We start from the raw sequence: 18,566 nt of genomic DNA on the forward strand, positions 1-18,566 counted from the left end.
GCTTGGGTTCGATCAATAAAAAAACAATCCTGCTAATATGAAAAAAGCAATCTTCGCCTTACTGTTTTCCTGTGGAGCTATCGCTGCACAAGCTGACGGCCTTATCAAACTGTCTGAAATGGATTTAGGTAAAGCCTATCAACAGTATGGTGGACTCAAAACAGGAACTTCAGTAACAGGCGAAGCACCCAGCATCGGTGGAGTTAAGCAAAATAACGTAATTGGGGTACATAGCAAAAGCCTCATCAAAATAGACCTTAAAGGCGATGCAACTGATTTCAGCACCGGAATCGGGGTGGCTGATAGCCACATGGATTGTCAGGCAGCCAATATCATGACCATCCCATTGGCAGATGGCAAACGGGTATTCTACAGCATTACCGATCAAAAGAAGAACTTTGTCGGTGTAGAGGGCGATCTCAACAAAGTGAGTATGGGCAGCGTTACTTTCCGTATTCTGGGCGATGGTAAGGAGTTGCTGAACCAACCGATGAAAGCCGGTGAGGCAATGAAAAATATTCACCTAAAACTGAATGGTATACAGATTCTCGAACTGGTAGTAGAGGATGGTGGCGACGGACCGAGTGGTGATTTTGCTCTATGGGTAGACCCCACATTCACCTATTTCGAAATTCCACCTACCACCGTTGAAGCAGATTATGTAGGCATTCCTCCCCAAATGGATACGCTACGCTGGAACTTCTTGAAGAATAAGATCGCCCGGCTACCCAACATCACCCTTCCTCTTAAAAGAGTCGACTTCGACTGGCTGATTACACCAAACAGTCATTCTGCAACTGTCTATCGGACATCCGACGAAAAGACGATCGTACTGAGCAACGGACTCATAGCGCGTACCTTTCGCATAACTCCCAACTTAGCTACTACCGACATGATTAATTTAATGACCGGTGAGAATATGCTACGGGCAGTAAGCAGTGAAGGGAGCCTGTGTTTAGACGGCAAAAGCTATTCGTTAGGCGGGCTACAAGGACAACCCGAGCGCGGATATATTAAATCCGAATGGATCGAACACATGGCTCCGATACCCCACTCTTTTCTTATTGAAGATTTTGAAATAACCCCACTGAAAGAAAGCATATCGTGGGCACGAAGTCGATGGGCACTTAATAAAGCGAAGCCAACCGGACAAACACTGACTTTCACTCTACGCGGACAGAATGCATTGTCAAAAACAGTAGTTAAACTGCATTACGATCTGTATGATGCCATACCCACTCTACGAAAGCGGATGGAGGTTATCAACGAGAGCGACATTCCTTTTACTATTGATTCTTTCAAACTGGAATTATTGGCATTTGCCGAGCCTGAAAGCCCCGTGGGTGGTGATCCACAACTATTTATCAAACCCAATATTTGTATCGAAAGCAACTACGCCTTTGGCGGATTCAACGATAGAGAATCGGAACAGACCGAAAAATGGATAACGGATCCCGAATACACCTCGCAATGCAATTATGCCATGCAAACGCCCTGTATACTGGAGGTATCTCCTAAAATAGGTCCCGATGTATTGGTAACCAAAACTGAGCCCTTTACATCGTTTGATGTGTATGAGATGCCTTATGACAGTGATGACCGCGAACGAAAAGGGTTGTTTAAACGCCGGATGTATAGCACCGTTGCTCCGTGGATAACGGAGAATCCGATCTTTATGCATCTCACCAGCATAGACCCCCAGGTAGTAAAAACAGCGATTGATCAATGTGCCGAAGTTGGATATGAAATGCTTATTCTCAGCTTTGGCAGTGGAGTAAACATGGAGAGTACAAACCCCGAACACCTCAAAGCAATAAAGCAACTGGTCGACTACGCCAACCATAAAGGAATAGAACTGGGTGGTTACTCCCTTTTATCGAGCCGGTGGATCAGCGATGAGGTAGACGTGATTAACCCGAAGACCGGGAAGCGCGGCGGAATGATCTTTGGCAGCTCTCCTTGCCTATGCAGCGAATGGGGCAAGAACTACTTTGAGCAGATCAAAACATTCGCACAGCAAACAGGTTTCCGGGTTTTTGAACACGATGGTTCGTATCCGGGCAATCTTTGCGCATCGACCACCCATAAATACCACAACGGACTACAAGACTCTCAATGGAAGCAGTGGAAAAAAATTACCGATCTATATCGTTGGATGTGCGAAAACGGAATCTACATCAACGTACCCGATTATTACTTCCTCAGCGGATCGACGAAAACCGGCATCGGATACCGTGAAGTGAACTGGTCTTTACCACGCGACCGCCAACTGATCCACGGACGTCAGGTCAATTACGCAGGCACATTCGACCGTCCTGCTTCTGCCTGCTGGACTTTTGTCCCGCTGGTCGAGTATCATGGAGGAGGCGAAGCGGCTACACTCGAACCTTTGAGCAAACACCTGGATAGCTATAAATTGCACATGATACAGAACTATGGTGCAGGCATTCAGGCCTGCTACCGGGGGCCTCGGTTGTATGACACCGACGCAACAAAACAGACCGTAAAAGAGGTTATAGATTGGTATAAGAAGTACCGCACGATTCTAAACAGCGACCTTATACACCTGCGCAAGGCCGATGGTCGCGACTGGGACGGGTTTATGCATGTCAACCCTGCGGGAGATGAAAAAGGGTTTGCGCTATTCTTCAATCCTACCGATGAGGAGATGAAACGAACCATCCACTTACCGCTTTACTATACGGGATTAACAGACAAAGCTGCTATCTCTTGCGAAGAGAGCAAAGCCAAAACCTACAAACTGAAGAGAGATTATTCGGTAGAACTACCTGTCACGATCCCCGCCAATGGCTATGTGTGGTATGTGATTCGATAAAAACAAAAAATTAACCGGGCACACACGATCGAGGTAACGTAAATAGTCTTATCTTTACAGAAGTAAACTTAAAGCCCGAACAGATGATAAGCCCCATTTATCTCCCCAACCAAGAGCGATACAGTAGTGGTATGAAGTATCGCAGATGCGGTAAGAGCGGTATCCTGCTTCCCGAAATCTCTCTAGGACTATGGCATAACTTCGGAGACGTAGACACCTTTGCCAACTCGTTGCAAATGGCACATTATGCCTTTGATAACGGAATCACACACTTTGATCTGGCCAACAATTACGGTCCCTCCTTCGGATCGGCCGAAGAGACATTCGGACAGATCATGAAGAAATCATTCATGCCTTACCGGGATGAATTGTTTATCTCCTCCAAGGCCGGACATGAGATGTGGGCAGGTCCTTACGGCGAATGGGGATCACGCAAGAACCTCATGGCAAGCCTCGACCAAAGTCTCAAACGAATGAATCTGGAGTATGTCGATATTTTCTATTCGCATCGGTACGATCCTAACACCCCTCTCGAGGAGACCTTACAGACACTTGTAGACATGGTTCGTCAAGGCAAGGCCTTGTATGTGGGTATCTCCAAATATCCCAAAGAAGCAGCTGCATTCGCCTATCAATACCTTAAAGAGCGCGATGTGCACTGCTTACTTTATCAAGGCAAGTACAACCTGTTTAACCGCGAACCCGAAAAAGAGGGTATTTTGCAACAGGCCAAAGAGAGCGGAACCGGGTTTATTGCTTTCTCGCCATTGGCTCAGGGACTGCTGACCAACCGTTACTTACACGGCATCCCCGAAGATTCAAGAATAGCACGGGGAGGATTTTTGAAGAAAGAGCAGCTAACCGACGATACATTGAAGAAAATCAAAGCACTGAATGAAATTGCAGCGCAACGGGGACAGACATTGGCCGAAATGGCTTTGGCATGGGTGTTGAAAGACGATTTGGTCAGCTCCGTTATCATTGGTGCAAGCTCGGTAAACCAGTTGGCAGACAATCTGAAAGCGATTGAAAACACCTCCTTCAGTACAGAAGAGATACGTTTAATCGAATCGGTATAAGATTCATTTGTTTATTTATTTCCCTTTCTCAACAGCTCTTCTATCTCTTACATAGCAAGAGTACGTACTTTATGCAGCAATCATATACTAGTTAATGGTGCATAGAGTACGTACTCTTACGGTCATAAAGTACGTACTCTTTTATTTGTTGAAAATCAATCGATTACAACAGGAAAAGTATTAAGATAGAACTATATCTTGTATATAAAAGTAACCTCAGCTTGTATGGCTGGTCGCGATGTCAGATTCCCCTTTAAGAGTTTCATTGTCAAATGTCCCGAATATGCAAAGCTTATTCATTATCTCATCATTACAAATAAAAACTCTTGAATGCTTATAGCCCCTTTACATCAAGATCAGCACTTCCACACTCAATAAATACATCGAGTGCCAAAGCGATTACCTTTCCGTATTCTGAATTATTTAGTTGTCTAATATTCATGGTCTATTTTGTAAACAACGACTTGATATATTGAACTATATCTTTTAGGCTCGTGTGATACTTTACTGCTATAATAGAAGTGCTAATGATCCACAATGCAACAAATATATTGATATACAAGTCTTTCAAATCACATACTACATTTAATGGCTTAAAGGAGATAAAATCAAGTACTCCATTTTTCCAAAATAGGATGCTGATATATGCGGATGCAAATCCTGCAGTTTGAAAAATTAAAGCTATGTCAAGAAGTCTATTCTGAGGATCTACTTTGTGGTAAAACTTATAGAGAATAATAAGTATAGCCCATATTAATGAAAACATTGTTAGGTGAGCTACAACTCCCATATTCGCACCAAGTTTTCCTGTCCAATAGCTGTAGGTTGGATTAAAAATTGGCTTAAATTCTAATAAATCGGGTGTAAACGTGTAGTTTGAATCCATAAATGAATGATACACGATTAGTTTTACTACCTGATCTGTAATAATCAGAAGAATAATCCAGAATATTATATTACGCCTTTTCATAACTATACAGATTGTATCACTCATTTATCGCTAAAACATATATCTGCTTCTCAGATTCATCGCTAAATGTCTCTTCATCAAAACCTCCAAACTTGTGAATAATATCGAAACCAACCTGTTTTAGATATGAATCTAGTTCTTGAGGAAAAAATAGTCTCATATCCAAATTCTGGATTGAATGAAACTCACCATTTATAAAATATTGCCATTCTATGCGATTGATTTGGGTTGTACTCTCATAACGCATAGTTTGCTTTATCAACACGTCTCGTCCATCGGCTGTTGTATATTGGGCTATGACGGCTTGCTCCTTCTCGCTCTCCACAATATACCGGATATTGGGATTAAAGCAATCTAACAGAAATGAGCCCCCTTCTCGAAGATGATTTTTAACGCACTCCAATACCTTAAACAGATCTTCATTCTGATATAAATGATGAATTGAATTAAATGGAATAAAGATAAGGTCGAACTTCTCTTGCAAATCGAACGTTCTAATATCTGCTTCTATAAAATTAATCCCTAACCCTGTTTTAACAGCTTTCCTCCTTGCTTGTTCGAGCATTGAGGGGGTGTAATCTACTCCACAAATATTATGTCCTTCCTGTGCTATTGGAATCGTCAGCCTACCCGTTCCACAGCACAGTTCAAGTATGCGAGCATCTCTATTTTTCGGTAGCCACTGTTTATAAAACAGCAGATCATCTGTGTGGGTGTTCATTCCATCATAGATACTCGCATCATAAATCAACTTGCCAACCTTATAGTCTATATTCATTTTACTATTTACATAATTAGTCTATTCTATCTAATTCTATTGTAGCTATTTCTTCTTTATTGGGACTTGCCTCATTTTGTATGAGGGTTATATGATTTTTGGTATAAGATTTAATTACCCAAGGGGCACCAGCAAGTTGAAAGGCAATATCATTAAATCTAATATATTTCCCCTCTATCGTATAAGTAATATCAAATTCTTCATAGTCTTGCCAATTCACTTTACCTTTTTTTGTATCTATGAATTGTATGCCTATACCTCTGTCTTTTATAGTCGTCCATGCACCACAATGTCCAGTACCACGCCATGAAGTCTGATAAAGAGCTTCAGGGGTCAATTTATCTACATCTTCTTTGTCTTTATCACAGCTTATAAAGCTAATTGTTAGTAGGAATAGCATAAGTATTCCAAATAAACTTTTTGTTTTCATTTTACTATATTAAAATTTACAGCAAAAATAGCCTTGATAGATGAAAAAAGCCTTGAAGTATTTCAAGACTTTCATTTTTGTCGTAACTTTCTCCGTATATTACTTACAGTTTCAGGGGTCACACCAATAAAAGATGCTATTTCTTTGAGTGTAATATATTGGGGTAGATTCGGACAACGTTTAAGTAATGAAATATAACGCTGCTCTGGGGTATCGCAATAAAAGCCAAGCAACCTTCCATACATTTCGATAAAAAGTTCTTCCGCTATTAATCTACCTAATCGTTGAGTATCCTTACTGATCTCCCAGTAATCATGCAAATCGTAAACCGATAATGAATGCACTTTGCTGTCTGTAACAGCTTGAACACTAATACAAGAATGAGAATTCTTTATTAATGCCGTATAATCACATACAAAATCATTCTGAAAACTATAACCGACTATATGTTCATCCCCATCACTCCCTATACGGGTATATCTAAATATTCCGCTTTCAATAAAACCAGAATATTTACTCAACTCGCCTTGCCGAATAAAATAATCCTTCTTTTTAATCTCAACAGGTTTTCCTTTCTCCAAACATAATGCTCGGATTTCTGAGAAATCAATCTCATTCAGATATTCATTGAAGTTTATCATATCATAATCTACTTATATATACAAAGATACTAAAATGATAGTTGTGTGGGCTGATAATTGAGATTTAAAAAAGATATTTATAGGAAAGTTATTTGAAGCAATGGAAAAACATACAGAGGGCTAAAGCAGTTCGCTCGTTTCTTATCCATTCCCTATTTAAATTCTACGTTTCACAAAATACTAATAATCAGAATAATATTCTAAAATATTATAGTAGTTGCAAACATGAGCCAGACATAACTCCCGGCACCATCGATCAAAACGTTAATTGCTTATAGCTTCTGAAATCCTCGCCCGTAGGGTTCTGGAATACGTGCAGATCAAATTCGGGGATAATAGCCAGTACATGATCGAAAACGTCGGCCTGCAATCCTTCATAGGGTACCCACGCCTTTACAGCAGAGAAAAAATAAAGTTCGAGGGGAATACCCAACTCGGTAGGTTGCAGCTGACGCACCATGCAGGTCATGTCTTGGTTTACATTGGGCAGGCTACGCAAATAATTGTTCAGGTAGACGCGAAATACCCCCAGATTGGTTTGCCGACGACCGTTGACCAGCACAGAATTATCAATGCCATTTTCTTTATTGTAAGCAGTAACCACCCGTTCGGTTTCTTCGATATAGTCTTTGAGCAAACGAATCTTGCGGTATTTATCGAGCATCTTAGGGGTGCAGAACTTTACGCTGTTCATGTCGATATTGATAGAGCGTTTCACCCGTCGGCCACCCGACTCTTCCATGCCTCGCCAGTTTTGAAACGAGTCGCTTACCAAGGCATAGGGAGGAATGGTGGTGATGGTATTGTCCCAATTACGCACTTTGACCGTATTGAGGGTTACTTCGATCACCGTACCATCAGCTCCGTACTTGGGCATGGCAATCCAGTCGCCTACTTTCAACATATTATTGGCCGAAAGCTGAATGCCCGAAACAAAGCCCATGATACTGTCTTTGAACACCAGCATAAGAATAGCCGCCGAGGCTCCCAAACCGGTGAGTAAAACAACGGGCGATTTATTTATTAGAATGCTGACAATGGCAATACCTCCGACAAAGATCAGCGTTACCTGAGCCGTTTGCAACAATCCCTTCAACGGACGGTCTCGGAACTGCTCGCGTTGGTTGTACACATGGTAAACGGCCGAAAGGAAAACACTGATGAAGCGCAAGAAAACAACAATGATGTAAATCATACAGATACGCTGAATGAAATCAAGCGTCGCTTCCTTCTCGATAGTCATCGGAATAAAAATGTAAATCAATACCGGAGGTACCAAATGGCTGAGGTGAATCATTACTTTGCGGTCGAACACAATATCATCCCAGGTTGCTTTGGTCTGCTTTACCAACTTATGCACAAGTTTGAGTATGATATGCCGACAAACCAAATCGGCTATAAAGGCAATAAGTATAATAAGCAGGGTAGCGATGACCTGATCCAGTGAATCGGCCCACGAGGGGGTTAACCCCATTGCCACGAGCATGGCATTTATCTTTTCAACAATCTGTTCCATATCTATTTGTTCTGAACAATAAATTCTTTAAGATCTTCGCGCAGCCATTGATGAAGATACAACGACTTATATGCGCTATTCTTACGTAACATAATCTCTACGTTTATCTGGCTATTCTGATAGCAGGTGAGTTCGTTCCGACACTGCTCTTCGGTGGTGGCCAACCGTTTTATCTCTTCTTCCCGCTCCCGGCGAAGGAGGGTGCAAACGGGCGTAAGAAGCTTCATCACAACATTGTCCATAATGTGGTGCCCTTGCATATACAAATAAGTCGTATCGGGTGCCAAGCCCAGTCGTTCCATCTCTTTTGTCAGAGCACCCACAGAGTCTGCCCATTGAGGGAACTCTGCTTTCAATGCCGCCAAACGGGTGTTCACTTTCTGTTGCATCTTCTCCAAACAAAGTTCCGGACGACGGACATTGACATCGAGCAAGCGGGTGCAGGAATTAAAATCGCTCATACTAAAGGTATTCGTATCGCGCTGACGATAGAACCAGATGTTCCACAAAAAAAGTGGGTAGGCTATCTGCGAATAGCGGGTCATGAAGGCTCTGAAGTCAATCAGTTGCCGATCATTCAACGTCGATTGAACACAAACCTCATGCAAACTATCGGCATAGCAATGATGATTTTCAATGGCATAAGCATACGTTTGAAAGATGTAACGGTTTGCATTGATTTTATGTGAAAGAGCGGTAACTCCCTGTAATAAAAAGTCGTAATCACTATCTACACAAGCAATCAGGCTCTTCCCCAGTTCGGCTACGTTGAGCGTATTCATAAGCACCATCTTCTTTCCTTTGGACAACGTAGTAGACGAGGGCAGCATCACCTGAAAATAACATTCATCATTTTCGAACTCTTCGAGCAGCGAACGCCAAAAGGCAATATCGTCGTAACTCTCCACATAAGCCACAATTCGTCGGCGAGCCTTCTTGGGGTAAAGCCTTTGAGCCGCATGAAAATAAGAAGAGGTAATATTGTCGCGAAGTTGAACTGCCATAGTATACGTAATTACTTAATGATTACCCGCAATCGGGGTGGCGATATCGCTTACTTCGGTCACTGCATCCAGCCAACCTTCCATGATAACGGCAGGTGAATGGGTGGATAGGATAATCTGAACATTCGGATTCAACTCGCGGATCATGGCTATTAGTTTCTGTTGCCATTCGATGTGAAGCGATGCCTCGGGTTCGTCCATAAAGAGCACGCAGTGGGCATTGTCTTGCACCAGCGCAGTGAGTAGAATGATCAACATCTGCTTCTCACCCGAAGAGAGTTTGTAAGGAAACAGCAGCTCATCATCCTGATAAAAGGCTATATCGTTTCGCTTGCGGTCGATCCGTTTACGGGTATAGCTGAATAGCTCATCGATCAAATCCTGAAATATACGTTTGGGTTTAGACAATGAGGCAGCCTGCTCTTGATCGGCTGCATTGCCACTGCCCAGGAGCTCAATCATCCGGTTACCGATATTGACTTGATAGTCGAGATACCGGCGTTGCAACAGATAGAGTTGCCAATCGAGTTCCGACTTCACATTCTTATCGGCCATACGGGCTGTAAAGTCGCCCATTATCAGGGGGCGATCGTAACTACGAATCACATCGTAGCAAATAGAAGTTGCATGCGGGTTGTTGAAGAAGAGATGCACGCCATTCTTTACATTGCTCGTTATCTCGCCCGATATTTCATCCAGGTAGTTTACAGACCGATTTAAAATCGTTGTTTTACCTACTCCGTTGATACCCGAAAGAATGTTCACATCGGGACGTAGATCCCAAGCGATATTGTATCGCTCCCACAATCCTTTGATTTCAATGCGCTTGATGTAATTGGCTTGTTGCTTCATAAGACTAATGCTTTAGATTAAGGCAAATATATGCATTTCCAACGACAAATTGGTTACCTTTGCCGGAGTTTTCAATCAAGGAATAGAAAGATGGGTAATGATAAGAATGTAAAGGGACATTTGCTCGCCCTTACAGCCAATGTTATGTGGGGATTGATGGCTCCAATCGGTAAATCAGCGCTTCAGGAGTTTTCGGCCATGTCGCTTACTACCTTCCGCATGGTGGGGGCAGCCATTGCTTTTTGGTTGTTGTCGCTTTTTTGCAAACACGAACAGGTAAGCAGACGGGATATGTTGCGCATTGCTTGTGCATCGCTCTTTGCACTGGTTTTCAATCAGGGCGTTTTTATCTTCGGTCTTTCGCTCACCTCTCCGATCGATGCATCGATTGTAACCACCACCTTGCCTATCATCACTATGATTGTAGCGGCACTCTACCTAAAAGAGCCTATTACGAATAAAAAGATATTGGGGATTGTAGTCGGAGCAATCGGTGCGCTGACACTGATTCTGAGCAGCCAAACATCGGGTGCCGGAAGCGATGGGCTTTGGGGCGACTTGCTTTGCTTGGCAGCACAACTCAGCTTCTCTATCTACCTAACCGTATTCAAAGGACTTACGCAGCAATACTCGGCAGTCACCATCAATAAGTGGATGTTTGTATTTGCGTCCATGTGTTACCTGCCGTTTACCTATCACGACATAGCGGTGATTGATTGGAGTACCATCTCCACACCGGCTATCTGGCAAGTATTGTATGTGGTACTGGGGGGTAGCTTCGTTGCTTATATCTGTATCATGACGGCTCAACGGTTGCTTCGACCAACGGTGGTGAGTATGTATAACTATATGCAGCCCATCATCTCGTCGATAGCGGCAGTGATTATGGGAGTAGGCACATTCGGTTGGCAGAAAGGCATTGCCATTGCACTTGTATTTATGGGTGTATGGATTGTGACACAAAGCAAGGCGAAAGCCGATATGGAAAAGGCAAAAAAATAGAACGCAGTATCTTTCGCCTGCGTTCTACTTAGTAATTGATTCTTTATTTTTTCAATGCTTCAAAGTAAGCATCCAGTAGCTTTTTGGCGGCTACAAAAGAGGTTAGGTTGCGGTCAAGCACCTGTTGTTCTCTTTCGCCCAGCATCTTTTCAATCATCGGATTGTGATAGAAGCTATCGCGAAGATGTTCGTTGATGGTTTCGTACATCCAGTATTTGCTTTGTTCGTTGCGACGGAAATCGAAATAGCCGTTTGCCTTAACAAAGTCGATGTATTGATAAACCATGTCCCAAATCTCTTTAACTCCCGTATTGTAGAACCCCGAATAAGTGAGCACCTGCGGAGTCCATCCCGACTCGGGTGCGGGAAACAGGTGCAACGCATTGCGAAATTGCGAAGCAGCCAGTTTGGCTTTATCGATGTTATTGCCGTCGGCTTTATTGATCACAATACCATCGGCCATCTCCATGATGCCTCGTTTGATGCCTTGCAGCTCATCGCCCGTTCCGGCCAGTTGAATGAGGAGAAAGAAATCGACCATCGAATGTACGGCAGTTTCACTTTGCCCCACTCCTACAGTTTCAACAAATATCTTATCAAAACCGGCAGCTTCGCAAAGCACAATCGTTTCGCGTGTTTTACGAGCTACACCGCCCAATGAACCTGCCGACGGACTGGGACGAATAAAGGAGTCGGGATGTACCGAGAGTTTCTCCATGCGAGTTTTATCGCCCAGAATACTACCTTTGCTCCGCTCACTGCTGGGGTCAATGGCCAATACAGCCAACTTTCCACCTTGCTGGAGCACATGCAATCCGAATACATCGATCGATGTACTCTTACCCGCACCGGGGACGCCGCTGATACCGATACGCACGGAGTTGCCTGCATAGGGCAAACATTTTTCAATGACCTCCTGTGCGATAACCTGATGTTCGGTTCTCACACTCTCTACCAGCGTCACAGCTCTACTCAGTGTGGTTACATCGCCCTTAATAATTCCTTCCACGTAATCGCCTACAGACAGATGACGTTTCTTAGTACGCTTCAGGTAAGGATTAACGGACGAGGGCTGCTCGATACCTTTATTCACTATCAGCCCTTTATACTCTTCGCTATTTTCGGGATGTACCATGATTAATTAAGAATTTAAAATGAAGACTTAAGAATGAACAGATCACACCCGCTTATCTCTTGAGGTTGATCTCTACCTTCGGATGCATCGGGTCGTTTGTAATCATCAGAATACGTAAATGACGTTTCTTCTTAGCCACCTCGTGCTTATGAATCGTTACACGTAGCTTCGTGCTTTCGCCGGGCTGCAACACTGTCTTCTTCAAACTGACTCCCACAGCCGGATTAAACACTTGAAGCTTGCTGATCTGCAAAGGAGAGCGACCGGTATTACTGATCACAATATCTTGCGATGCCTTACTTCTCTTTGCCAGACGCGAACTGAAGTTAATGTTCGTTTCGGACAAACGGATGGCAGGTGCATTCATTTTATCCTGCTCGCTCATCTTTGAGAAGTCGGGAAGCAATACGGCCGAAACCGGAATCTCGTTCTCATCGCTCACCTTATCACCGGCAAAACGTGCCAGGTAAACAGAGGCTTGTGTGAGTCCCAAATCGGTCAGTCCGTTAGAGTCGAGAGTTAGCTTGACCGTTCCTTTTTTACCTTTGAGCAGTACTTCGGGGGTCTTCTCCATTTTCAGATAAGGGGGCAAGTGCATCAATACCGGTTCGTAAGGGCGATCTGAGAGATTGACCACACTGAACGTAATCGAAGGCTGCTCGCCGCGATGAACTTCGGGGAAAGCAATTTCGGTTAAGTCGGTACGAATGTTACCGATCACATGCGGATGGGTTTTGGTGAAGTCTTTGACCTCTTGCACTACCTCGCCGGCAAATTTAAGATACACCAACTCGGGTTGTGCATTGCTGTAGATACCGATTGTTTTCTCGAAACGCCCCAATGCTTTGGCATCAAACGAGGCAGTTATCGCTCCCTTTGCACCGGGTGCAATGGGTGTTTTCGTCCAAGAAGCTACCGAACAGGCACACGAGGTGGTTACGTTGGTTAGCACCAACGGTTTATCACCTGTATTCGTAATGGTATACTCTACCGTAACCGGACGTTTCCATTCTATCTGCCCAAAATTGTGAGTTTCTTTGTTTGACGAGATACGAGGCTGTGCCAAAGCCATTACTGCACCCACAAAGGTAAAAGCAAACAGAGCGAGAATACGATTATATTTCATGTAGTTAGTTTCGTTTTATTGTTTAGAGAGGCAAAGTTACTACAAAAAAGTGAAATGCGGAAAGATATAGTGATAGAATTGAGTTACAAGGGTTTTGGTTGAAGTGGCGATAATCCGTGAAGCCATTACAATCCCTGCCGAAGCCAAATCCTGACGCCGCTACGTTACTTGTTCGTAACCATGCCCGAAAATGCGACAAACGGGTACGAATAGCGAAACAAGGCTCTAAGGAATAGTGAGTTATCCATAACTCATGCGAAAAATCAGGTTACGGAAAAAGATTGCGCCGTTCCTCCCCGTTTTGCGTACCAACACCGGACTCTTCACCAACTAATTTTGAAACCCAAAAATTAAGGACAATGAAGAGTACATTTTCAGTAATCTACTACCTCAAGCGTCAGGTAGTGAAAAAGGACGGGACAGTTCCCGTCATGGGACGCATCACGGTGGACGGCAGCCAGACACAGTTCAGCTGCAAACTGACTGTCGATCCGAAACTGTGGGACACCAAAGGTGGACGTGTCACGGGCAGAAGCACGGCGGCACTCGAAACGAACCGTATGCTTGACAAGATGCGGGTACGCATCAACAGGCATTATCAGGAAATCATGGAGCGTGACAACTTCGTCACGGCGGAGAAGGTGAAGAACGCCTTTCTCGGACTGGAACACCGCTACCACACGCTGATGCAGGTGTTCCGCCAGCACAACGAGGACTACGAGAAGCAGGTGGAGGCAGGCATGAAAGCCAAAGGCACGCTGCTGAAGTACCGCACCGTTTACAAGCACATGCAAGAGTTCCTCGACATCCGCTACCATGTGAAGGACATCGCCCTAAAAGAGCTTACCCCGGCTTTCATCTCCGACTTCGAGATGTTCCTGCGCACGGACAAGCACTGCTGCACCAATACCGTGTGGCTGTACGTCTGCCCGTTACGGACGATGGTATTCATCGCCATCAACAACGAGTGGCTGACGCGCGACCCGTTCCGCGAGTATGAAATCAAGAAGGAGGAAACAACACGCAGTTTCCTGACCAAAGATGAGATCCGCCTGCTGATGGAGGGGAAACTGAAAAACGCCAAACAGGAATTGTACCGCGACCTCTACCTGTTCTGCGCCTTCACGGGGCTGTCGTTCGCGGATATGCGCAACCTTACGGAAGAGAATATCCGCACCTACTTCGACGAACACGAGTGGATAAACATCAACCGCCAGAAAACGGGCGTGGTGTCCAACATCCGCCTGCTCGACATCGCCAACCGCATAATCGGCAAATACCGGGGACTGTGCGGGGACGGCAGGATATTTCCCGTTCCGCATTATAACACGTGCCTTGCCGGTATCCGTGCCGTCGCCAAGCGTTGCGGCATCACCAAGCATATCACGTGGCATCAGAGCCGCCACACGGCAGCCACGACGATATTCCTCTCCAACGGTGTTCCCATCGAAACGGTCAGCTCCATGCTCGGACACAAGAGCATAAAGACGACGCAGATTTACGCAAAGATAACCAAAGAGAAGCTCAATCAGGACATGGAGAACCTTGCCGCAAGATTGAACGGCGTCGAGGAATTTGCAGGTTGCACCATCTAAAAAGAAAAGCCATGAAACGTGACACAATCATCATCGAGGACAAGGCAGTCAGCGTAACCGGTAACGACGTGTGGATGACCGCCACCGAAATAGCCGGATTGTTCCATACGACCGTCCCGGCAGTGAACGCCGCCATCAGAGCCGTCCGCAAGTCGGACGTGCTGAACGACTACGAGGTGTGCCGCTACATGCAGCTTGAAAACGGGCTGCACGCGGACGTGTACGCCCTTGAAATCATCATCCCGGTCGCTTTCAGGGTGAATACCTACAACACCCACCTGTTCCGCACATGGCTGGTGGGAAAGGCACTCTCACAAGAGAAACGGCAGACATACGTGATGTTCATACAGAACGGAAAAGCCGGGTATTGCTGATTGCACATACCCCATAAGACAAGTAAACGGGTAGCACCACAAAAGGTGTCACCCGTTTACTTTTTCATGAAACCGCCTCACTCCAGCGGCTTGCGGTAGTTCGCTTCCAGTACCCCGCGCAGCCCCGTTTCCGGGTAAAGCACCTTCCCTCCCAAAAGTATGAAGGGCAACACGCGGTTGTTGCGGTATTCCTGCAAGGTGCGCCGGCTCACACGGAGCAGTTCCGACACCTCGCCGTCCGTCAGGTAACGTTCCCCGTCCAGCGGAGGACGGTAGCTTTCCAGAAATGCGGACAGCCATTTCGAGCCTTTGCGCATATCCTGCACCACAGAGGCTATCGGCTCGTCTTCCATCGTAAAAACATCGTTGTTCTCGTTCATCATAACTTCGGATTCAGTGGGTGAATAAATCAAATCATCTGCCGTGCGGATAGAGCGTGCCGACAAGCGGTATCAGCCGCTTCACCTCCTCTGGCTTGTAATAGAACCTGCGGTTTATCTGCGAGTAGCCGATAAGCCGCCTGTCACGCAGCGTCTGCAACGTGCGCGGGCTTATTCTCAACTGCCCGCAGACCTCCTCGCCCGTGAGCCATCTTTCCATGCGCCCCGTGTCGCTTTTGCGCCTCAGGGCGGCGACCTTCTCCGAGAGTGCGCCGAATGCCGCCACCATCATCTCGAAAGTCTTTTTCTCGATAGATACTATTTCCATATTCATGTCATTTAGAGTTTGCCGCAAAGGTAACGAAACGGCATACAAGACGTATCGTTTTCCGCTGAAAGGCTGCCTGTTGCGCCGTTTGACCGGGTTACGGAGCCATCTTCCGCAAAAATCTTACGTGAGTCACGTAGTGAGTTGTTAAAGCCCCTTTTGTTTATTGCCGAATTTTGTCGCAGAAACAAAAAGAAAGGACTGAACATGAAAGTGATAACAATGGAAAGTTCCGCCTACAAGGAGATGATGGCGCAGATTGCGAACATCGCAGGGTACATCCGCGAGGCAAGGGACGAGAAGAAACGGAAGCGGGAAACCGAAGACAAGCTGCTTGACACGGCACAGGCGGCGAAGATGCTCAACGTGAGCAAGCGCACCATGCAGCGTATGCGCACCGACCACCGTATCGAGTATGTGGTGGTACGCGGAAGCTGCCGCTACCGCCTTTCCGAGATACTGCGGCTATTGGAGGACAACACAGTAAGGAACGAGGAAGGGACAATAGACACCCTGTTCCACAACCACACGCTGCGCACGGGCGGCAAACCAAAAGGAAGGAGGACATAGGTCATGGAACTGCTCACACGAAACAACTTCGAGGGCTGGATGCAGAAGCTGATGGAACGGCTCGACCGTCAGGACGAACTGCTGCTGGCGATGAAGGCTGAGGGGAAACAGCCCACTATCACGGAAAGCATCCGCCTTTTCGACAATCAGGATTTGTGCATGTTGCTCCAGATAAGCAAACGCACCCTCCAACGCTACCGCAGCGTAGGCGCATTGCCCTACAAGACGCTGGGCAAGAAGACCTATTACAGCGAGGAGGACGTGCTGACATTCCTTTCCAACCATATCAAGGACTTCAAAAAGGAAGATATAGCCTTCTACAAGGCTCGTATCCATAATTTCTTTCATAAATAACCCATTAAAACATTTTTCAGATGGCAAAGAAAAAAGACGAAAAGGACGTGCTGGTAGTCCGTGACGAGAAGACAGGCGAGATCAGCGTGGTAGCCGGGCTGAACGCGGACGGCACACCCAAGCGCACCCCCGCAAAAGCGGAGAACGCGCAGAGTTTCCTGCAATTCGACCGACATGGCGACGTGCTGGACAACTTCTTCAAGAACTTCTTCCGGCAGTGCAAGGAACCCAGCCGCTTCGGTTTCTACCGCATTGCGGCAGACCAAGCTGAAAATCTCTTAGAGGTGATGAAGCAACTGCTGAAAGACCCCGAAGCGAACAAGGAGCTGCTCGCCCCTCACAAGGTGGACACCTCCGACTATGAGAAGAAGGTGCAGGAAGAGATGGCAGCACAACAGACAGAGAAACAAGAACCTCAAAAACAGGAGAACATGGAACAACGGAAAGAACAGCAACAGGACAAATCCGAACAGATGCAGGGCAAACGTGGCTACCAGCCCATCGACGAGAGTAAAATCAACTGGCAGGAGCTGGAGGACAGATGGGGCGTAAAGCGGGACAACCTTGAAAAGTCCGGCGACCTTACGAAGATGCTCAACTATGGCAAGTCCGACTTGGTAAAGGTCAAACCGACCTTCGGCGGCGAATCATTCGAGCTGGACGCCCGCCTCTCCTTCAAGAAGGACGGTGAGGGAAACATCAGCCTCGTGCCGCACTTCATCCGCAAGGAGCAGAAGCTGGATGAGTACAAGGAACACAAATTCTCCGACAATGACCGGAAGAACCTCCGCGAAACGGGCAATCTCGGTAGGGTCGTGGACATTGTGGACAGGGAAACGGGCGAGATCATCCCCTCCTACATCAGCATCGACCGCAAGACGAATGAAATCACGGACATTCCGGCAAGCAGGGTGCGCATCCCGGAGCGCATCGGCAAGACGGAAATCACCACGCAGGAGCGGGACATGCTCCGCGCCGGACTGCCCGTACGCGACAAGCTCATCGAGCGCAACGACGGCAGAAAGTTCGTCACCACCCTGCAAGTGAACGTGGAGCAGCGCGGCGTGGAGTTCGTGCCGGGAACCGGCAAGTCGCCCCGTACCGCACAGACACAGGAAACCAAAGGCGACACATCGAAAAGTCAGGCGCAGGGCGGGGAAAATGCCGCACAGACCAAGAAGGAGCAACGCCGCAACACGTGGACGAACGAGGACGGCAGCATCCGCCCCATCAGCAAATGGAGCGGCGTGAGCTTCACCGACCAGCAGAAAGCCGACTATGTGGCGGGTAAAGCCGTGAAGCTGGAGAACGTGACCGACAAGCAGGGCTTCCATGCCACGATGTATATCAAGTTCAACCCGGAGAAGGGACGCCCGTACCGCTACGACACGAACCCTGACAATGCACAGCAGGTTGCTCCGTCCAACGAGAGCCGCACGCAGGTGGCGGTGAACAACGATGGCAAGACCAACGAGGCTACAAAGAATCTGAGAGAGCCGTTGCAGAAAGGTCAGACCAACCCGAAGGACGCCCGCCAGCAACAGCAGCAGGAGAAGCCGCAGAAGAAAACGGGCAAGGGCATGAAAATGTAATCCC

Annotated in this window: 19 protein-coding genes; 8 read left to right on the forward strand and 11 right to left on the reverse strand. The window is 46.3% G+C overall.

The window, feature by feature from the left end; genetic code table 11:
• The first annotated feature begins 37 nt into the window (after positions 1-37).
• A complete protein-coding gene (locus tag TY03_RS07510; RefSeq protein ID WP_042368675.1) occupies positions 38-2,836 on the forward strand; it encodes an NPCBM/NEW2 domain-containing protein in 2,799 nt (932 codons plus the stop codon).
• A gap of 83 nt (positions 2,837-2,919) precedes the next feature.
• Positions 2,920-3,915 (forward strand): aldo/keto reductase, encoded by a 996-nt coding sequence (locus TY03_RS07515; RefSeq protein WP_042368677.1) that lies wholly within the window; start codon positions 2,920-2,922, stop codon positions 3,913-3,915.
• A gap of 445 nt (positions 3,916-4,360) precedes the next feature.
• Here the strand turns inward: TY03_RS07515 and TY03_RS23210 are convergent, their stop codons facing one another.
• The 7 genes from TY03_RS23210 to TY03_RS07555 form a co-directional block, all read right to left on the reverse strand.
• A complete protein-coding gene (locus TY03_RS23210; protein ID WP_052332424.1) occupies positions 4,361-4,909 on the reverse strand; it encodes a signal peptidase II in 549 nt (182 codons plus the stop codon).
• Positions 4,902-5,663: a class I SAM-dependent methyltransferase gene (locus TY03_RS07530; protein WP_042368679.1), complete on the reverse strand. Its 762-nt coding sequence runs from the start codon at positions 5,661-5,663 to the stop codon at positions 4,902-4,904. Before TY03_RS07530 ends, TY03_RS23210 begins: the two co-directional genes overlap by 8 nt.
• A gap of 16 nt (positions 5,664-5,679) precedes the next feature.
• Complete coding sequence (locus TY03_RS07535) at positions 5,680-6,093, reverse strand: hypothetical protein (RefSeq protein ID WP_042368681.1); 414 nt, start codon at positions 6,091-6,093, stop codon at positions 5,680-5,682.
• Positions 6,094-6,164: 71 nt separating this feature from the next.
• Positions 6,165-6,734: a Crp/Fnr family transcriptional regulator gene (locus TY03_RS07540; protein WP_042368683.1), complete on the reverse strand. Its 570-nt coding sequence runs from the start codon at positions 6,732-6,734 to the stop codon at positions 6,165-6,167.
• 256 nt (positions 6,735-6,990) lie between these two features.
• Positions 6,991-8,250, reverse strand: a complete 1,260-nt coding sequence (locus TY03_RS07545; protein ID WP_042368685.1) for a mechanosensitive ion channel family protein — start codon at positions 8,248-8,250, stop codon at positions 6,991-6,993.
• A 2-nt stretch (positions 8,251-8,252) separates the two neighbouring features.
• Positions 8,253-9,254 carry a DUF4435 domain-containing protein gene (locus TY03_RS07550; RefSeq protein WP_042368687.1) on the reverse strand — a complete coding sequence of 334 codons (1,002 nt, stop codon included), beginning with the start codon at positions 9,252-9,254 and terminating at the stop codon, positions 8,253-8,255.
• Between the two features lie 15 nt (positions 9,255-9,269).
• A complete protein-coding gene (locus TY03_RS07555) occupies positions 9,270-10,106 on the reverse strand; it encodes an AAA family ATPase (RefSeq protein ID WP_042368688.1) in 837 nt (278 codons plus the stop codon).
• Positions 10,107-10,196: 90 nt separating this feature from the next.
• Between TY03_RS07555 and TY03_RS07560 the strand changes: the two genes are divergently transcribed.
• Positions 10,197-11,108 (forward strand): DMT family transporter, encoded by a 912-nt coding sequence (locus TY03_RS07560; protein WP_042368690.1) that lies wholly within the window; start codon positions 10,197-10,199, stop codon positions 11,106-11,108.
• 43 nt (positions 11,109-11,151) lie between these two features.
• On the opposite strand, the gene meaB is transcribed toward TY03_RS07560, so the two are convergent.
• Together meaB and TY03_RS07570 are read right to left on the reverse strand one after the other, a co-directional pair.
• Entirely contained in the window at positions 11,152-12,243 is a 1,092-nt protein-coding gene (gene meaB, locus TY03_RS07565) for a methylmalonyl Co-A mutase-associated GTPase MeaB (protein ID WP_042368692.1), read from the reverse strand.
• Between the two features lie 52 nt (positions 12,244-12,295).
• Positions 12,296-13,369: a DUF1573 domain-containing protein gene (locus TY03_RS07570; protein ID WP_042368694.1), complete on the reverse strand. Its 1,074-nt coding sequence runs from the start codon at positions 13,367-13,369 to the stop codon at positions 12,296-12,298.
• A gap of 359 nt (positions 13,370-13,728) precedes the next feature.
• On the opposite strand from TY03_RS07570, the gene TY03_RS07575 reads away from it, so the two are divergent.
• Both TY03_RS07575 and TY03_RS07580 read left to right on the forward strand, forming a co-directional pair.
• Positions 13,729-14,964 (forward strand): site-specific integrase, encoded by a 1,236-nt coding sequence (locus TY03_RS07575; RefSeq protein ID WP_004291422.1) that lies wholly within the window; start codon positions 13,729-13,731, stop codon positions 14,962-14,964.
• A gap of 11 nt (positions 14,965-14,975) precedes the next feature.
• Entirely contained in the window at positions 14,976-15,338 is a 363-nt protein-coding gene (locus TY03_RS07580) for a hypothetical protein (RefSeq protein ID WP_004291423.1), read from the forward strand.
• A gap of 77 nt (positions 15,339-15,415) precedes the next feature.
• Here TY03_RS07580 and TY03_RS07585 read toward each other — a convergent pair whose 3' ends face one another.
• A complete protein-coding gene (locus TY03_RS07585; protein ID WP_004291424.1) occupies positions 15,416-15,721 on the reverse strand; it encodes a helix-turn-helix domain-containing protein in 306 nt (101 codons plus the stop codon).
• A gap of 31 nt (positions 15,722-15,752) precedes the next feature.
• Entirely contained in the window at positions 15,753-16,052 is a 300-nt protein-coding gene (locus TY03_RS07590) for a helix-turn-helix domain-containing protein (RefSeq protein ID WP_004291426.1), read from the reverse strand.
• Positions 16,053-16,190: 138 nt separating this feature from the next.
• On the opposite strand from TY03_RS07590, the gene TY03_RS07595 reads away from it, so the two are divergent.
• Genes TY03_RS07595 through TY03_RS07605 form a run of 3 tightly spaced genes read left to right on the forward strand, consistent with a single transcriptional unit; the run spans position 16,191 to position 18,562 of the window.
• On the forward strand, positions 16,191-16,616 hold the full coding sequence (locus TY03_RS07595; RefSeq protein ID WP_004291432.1) for a helix-turn-helix domain-containing protein: 426 nt from the start codon (positions 16,191-16,193) through the stop codon (positions 16,614-16,616).
• A 3-nt stretch (positions 16,617-16,619) separates the two neighbouring features.
• On the forward strand, positions 16,620-16,970 hold the full coding sequence (locus TY03_RS07600; protein ID WP_004291454.1) for a helix-turn-helix domain-containing protein: 351 nt from the start codon (positions 16,620-16,622) through the stop codon (positions 16,968-16,970).
• 20 nt (positions 16,971-16,990) lie between these two features.
• Positions 16,991-18,562: a DUF3945 domain-containing protein gene (locus TY03_RS07605; protein WP_004291455.1), complete on the forward strand. Its 1,572-nt coding sequence runs from the start codon at positions 16,991-16,993 to the stop codon at positions 18,560-18,562.
• The last annotated feature ends 4 nt before the right edge of the window (positions 18,563-18,566 follow it).

This window comes from Bacteroides neonati (genome assembly GCF_000499785.1).
Lineage (GTDB): Bacteria > Bacteroidota > Bacteroidia > Bacteroidales > Bacteroidaceae > Bacteroides > Bacteroides neonati.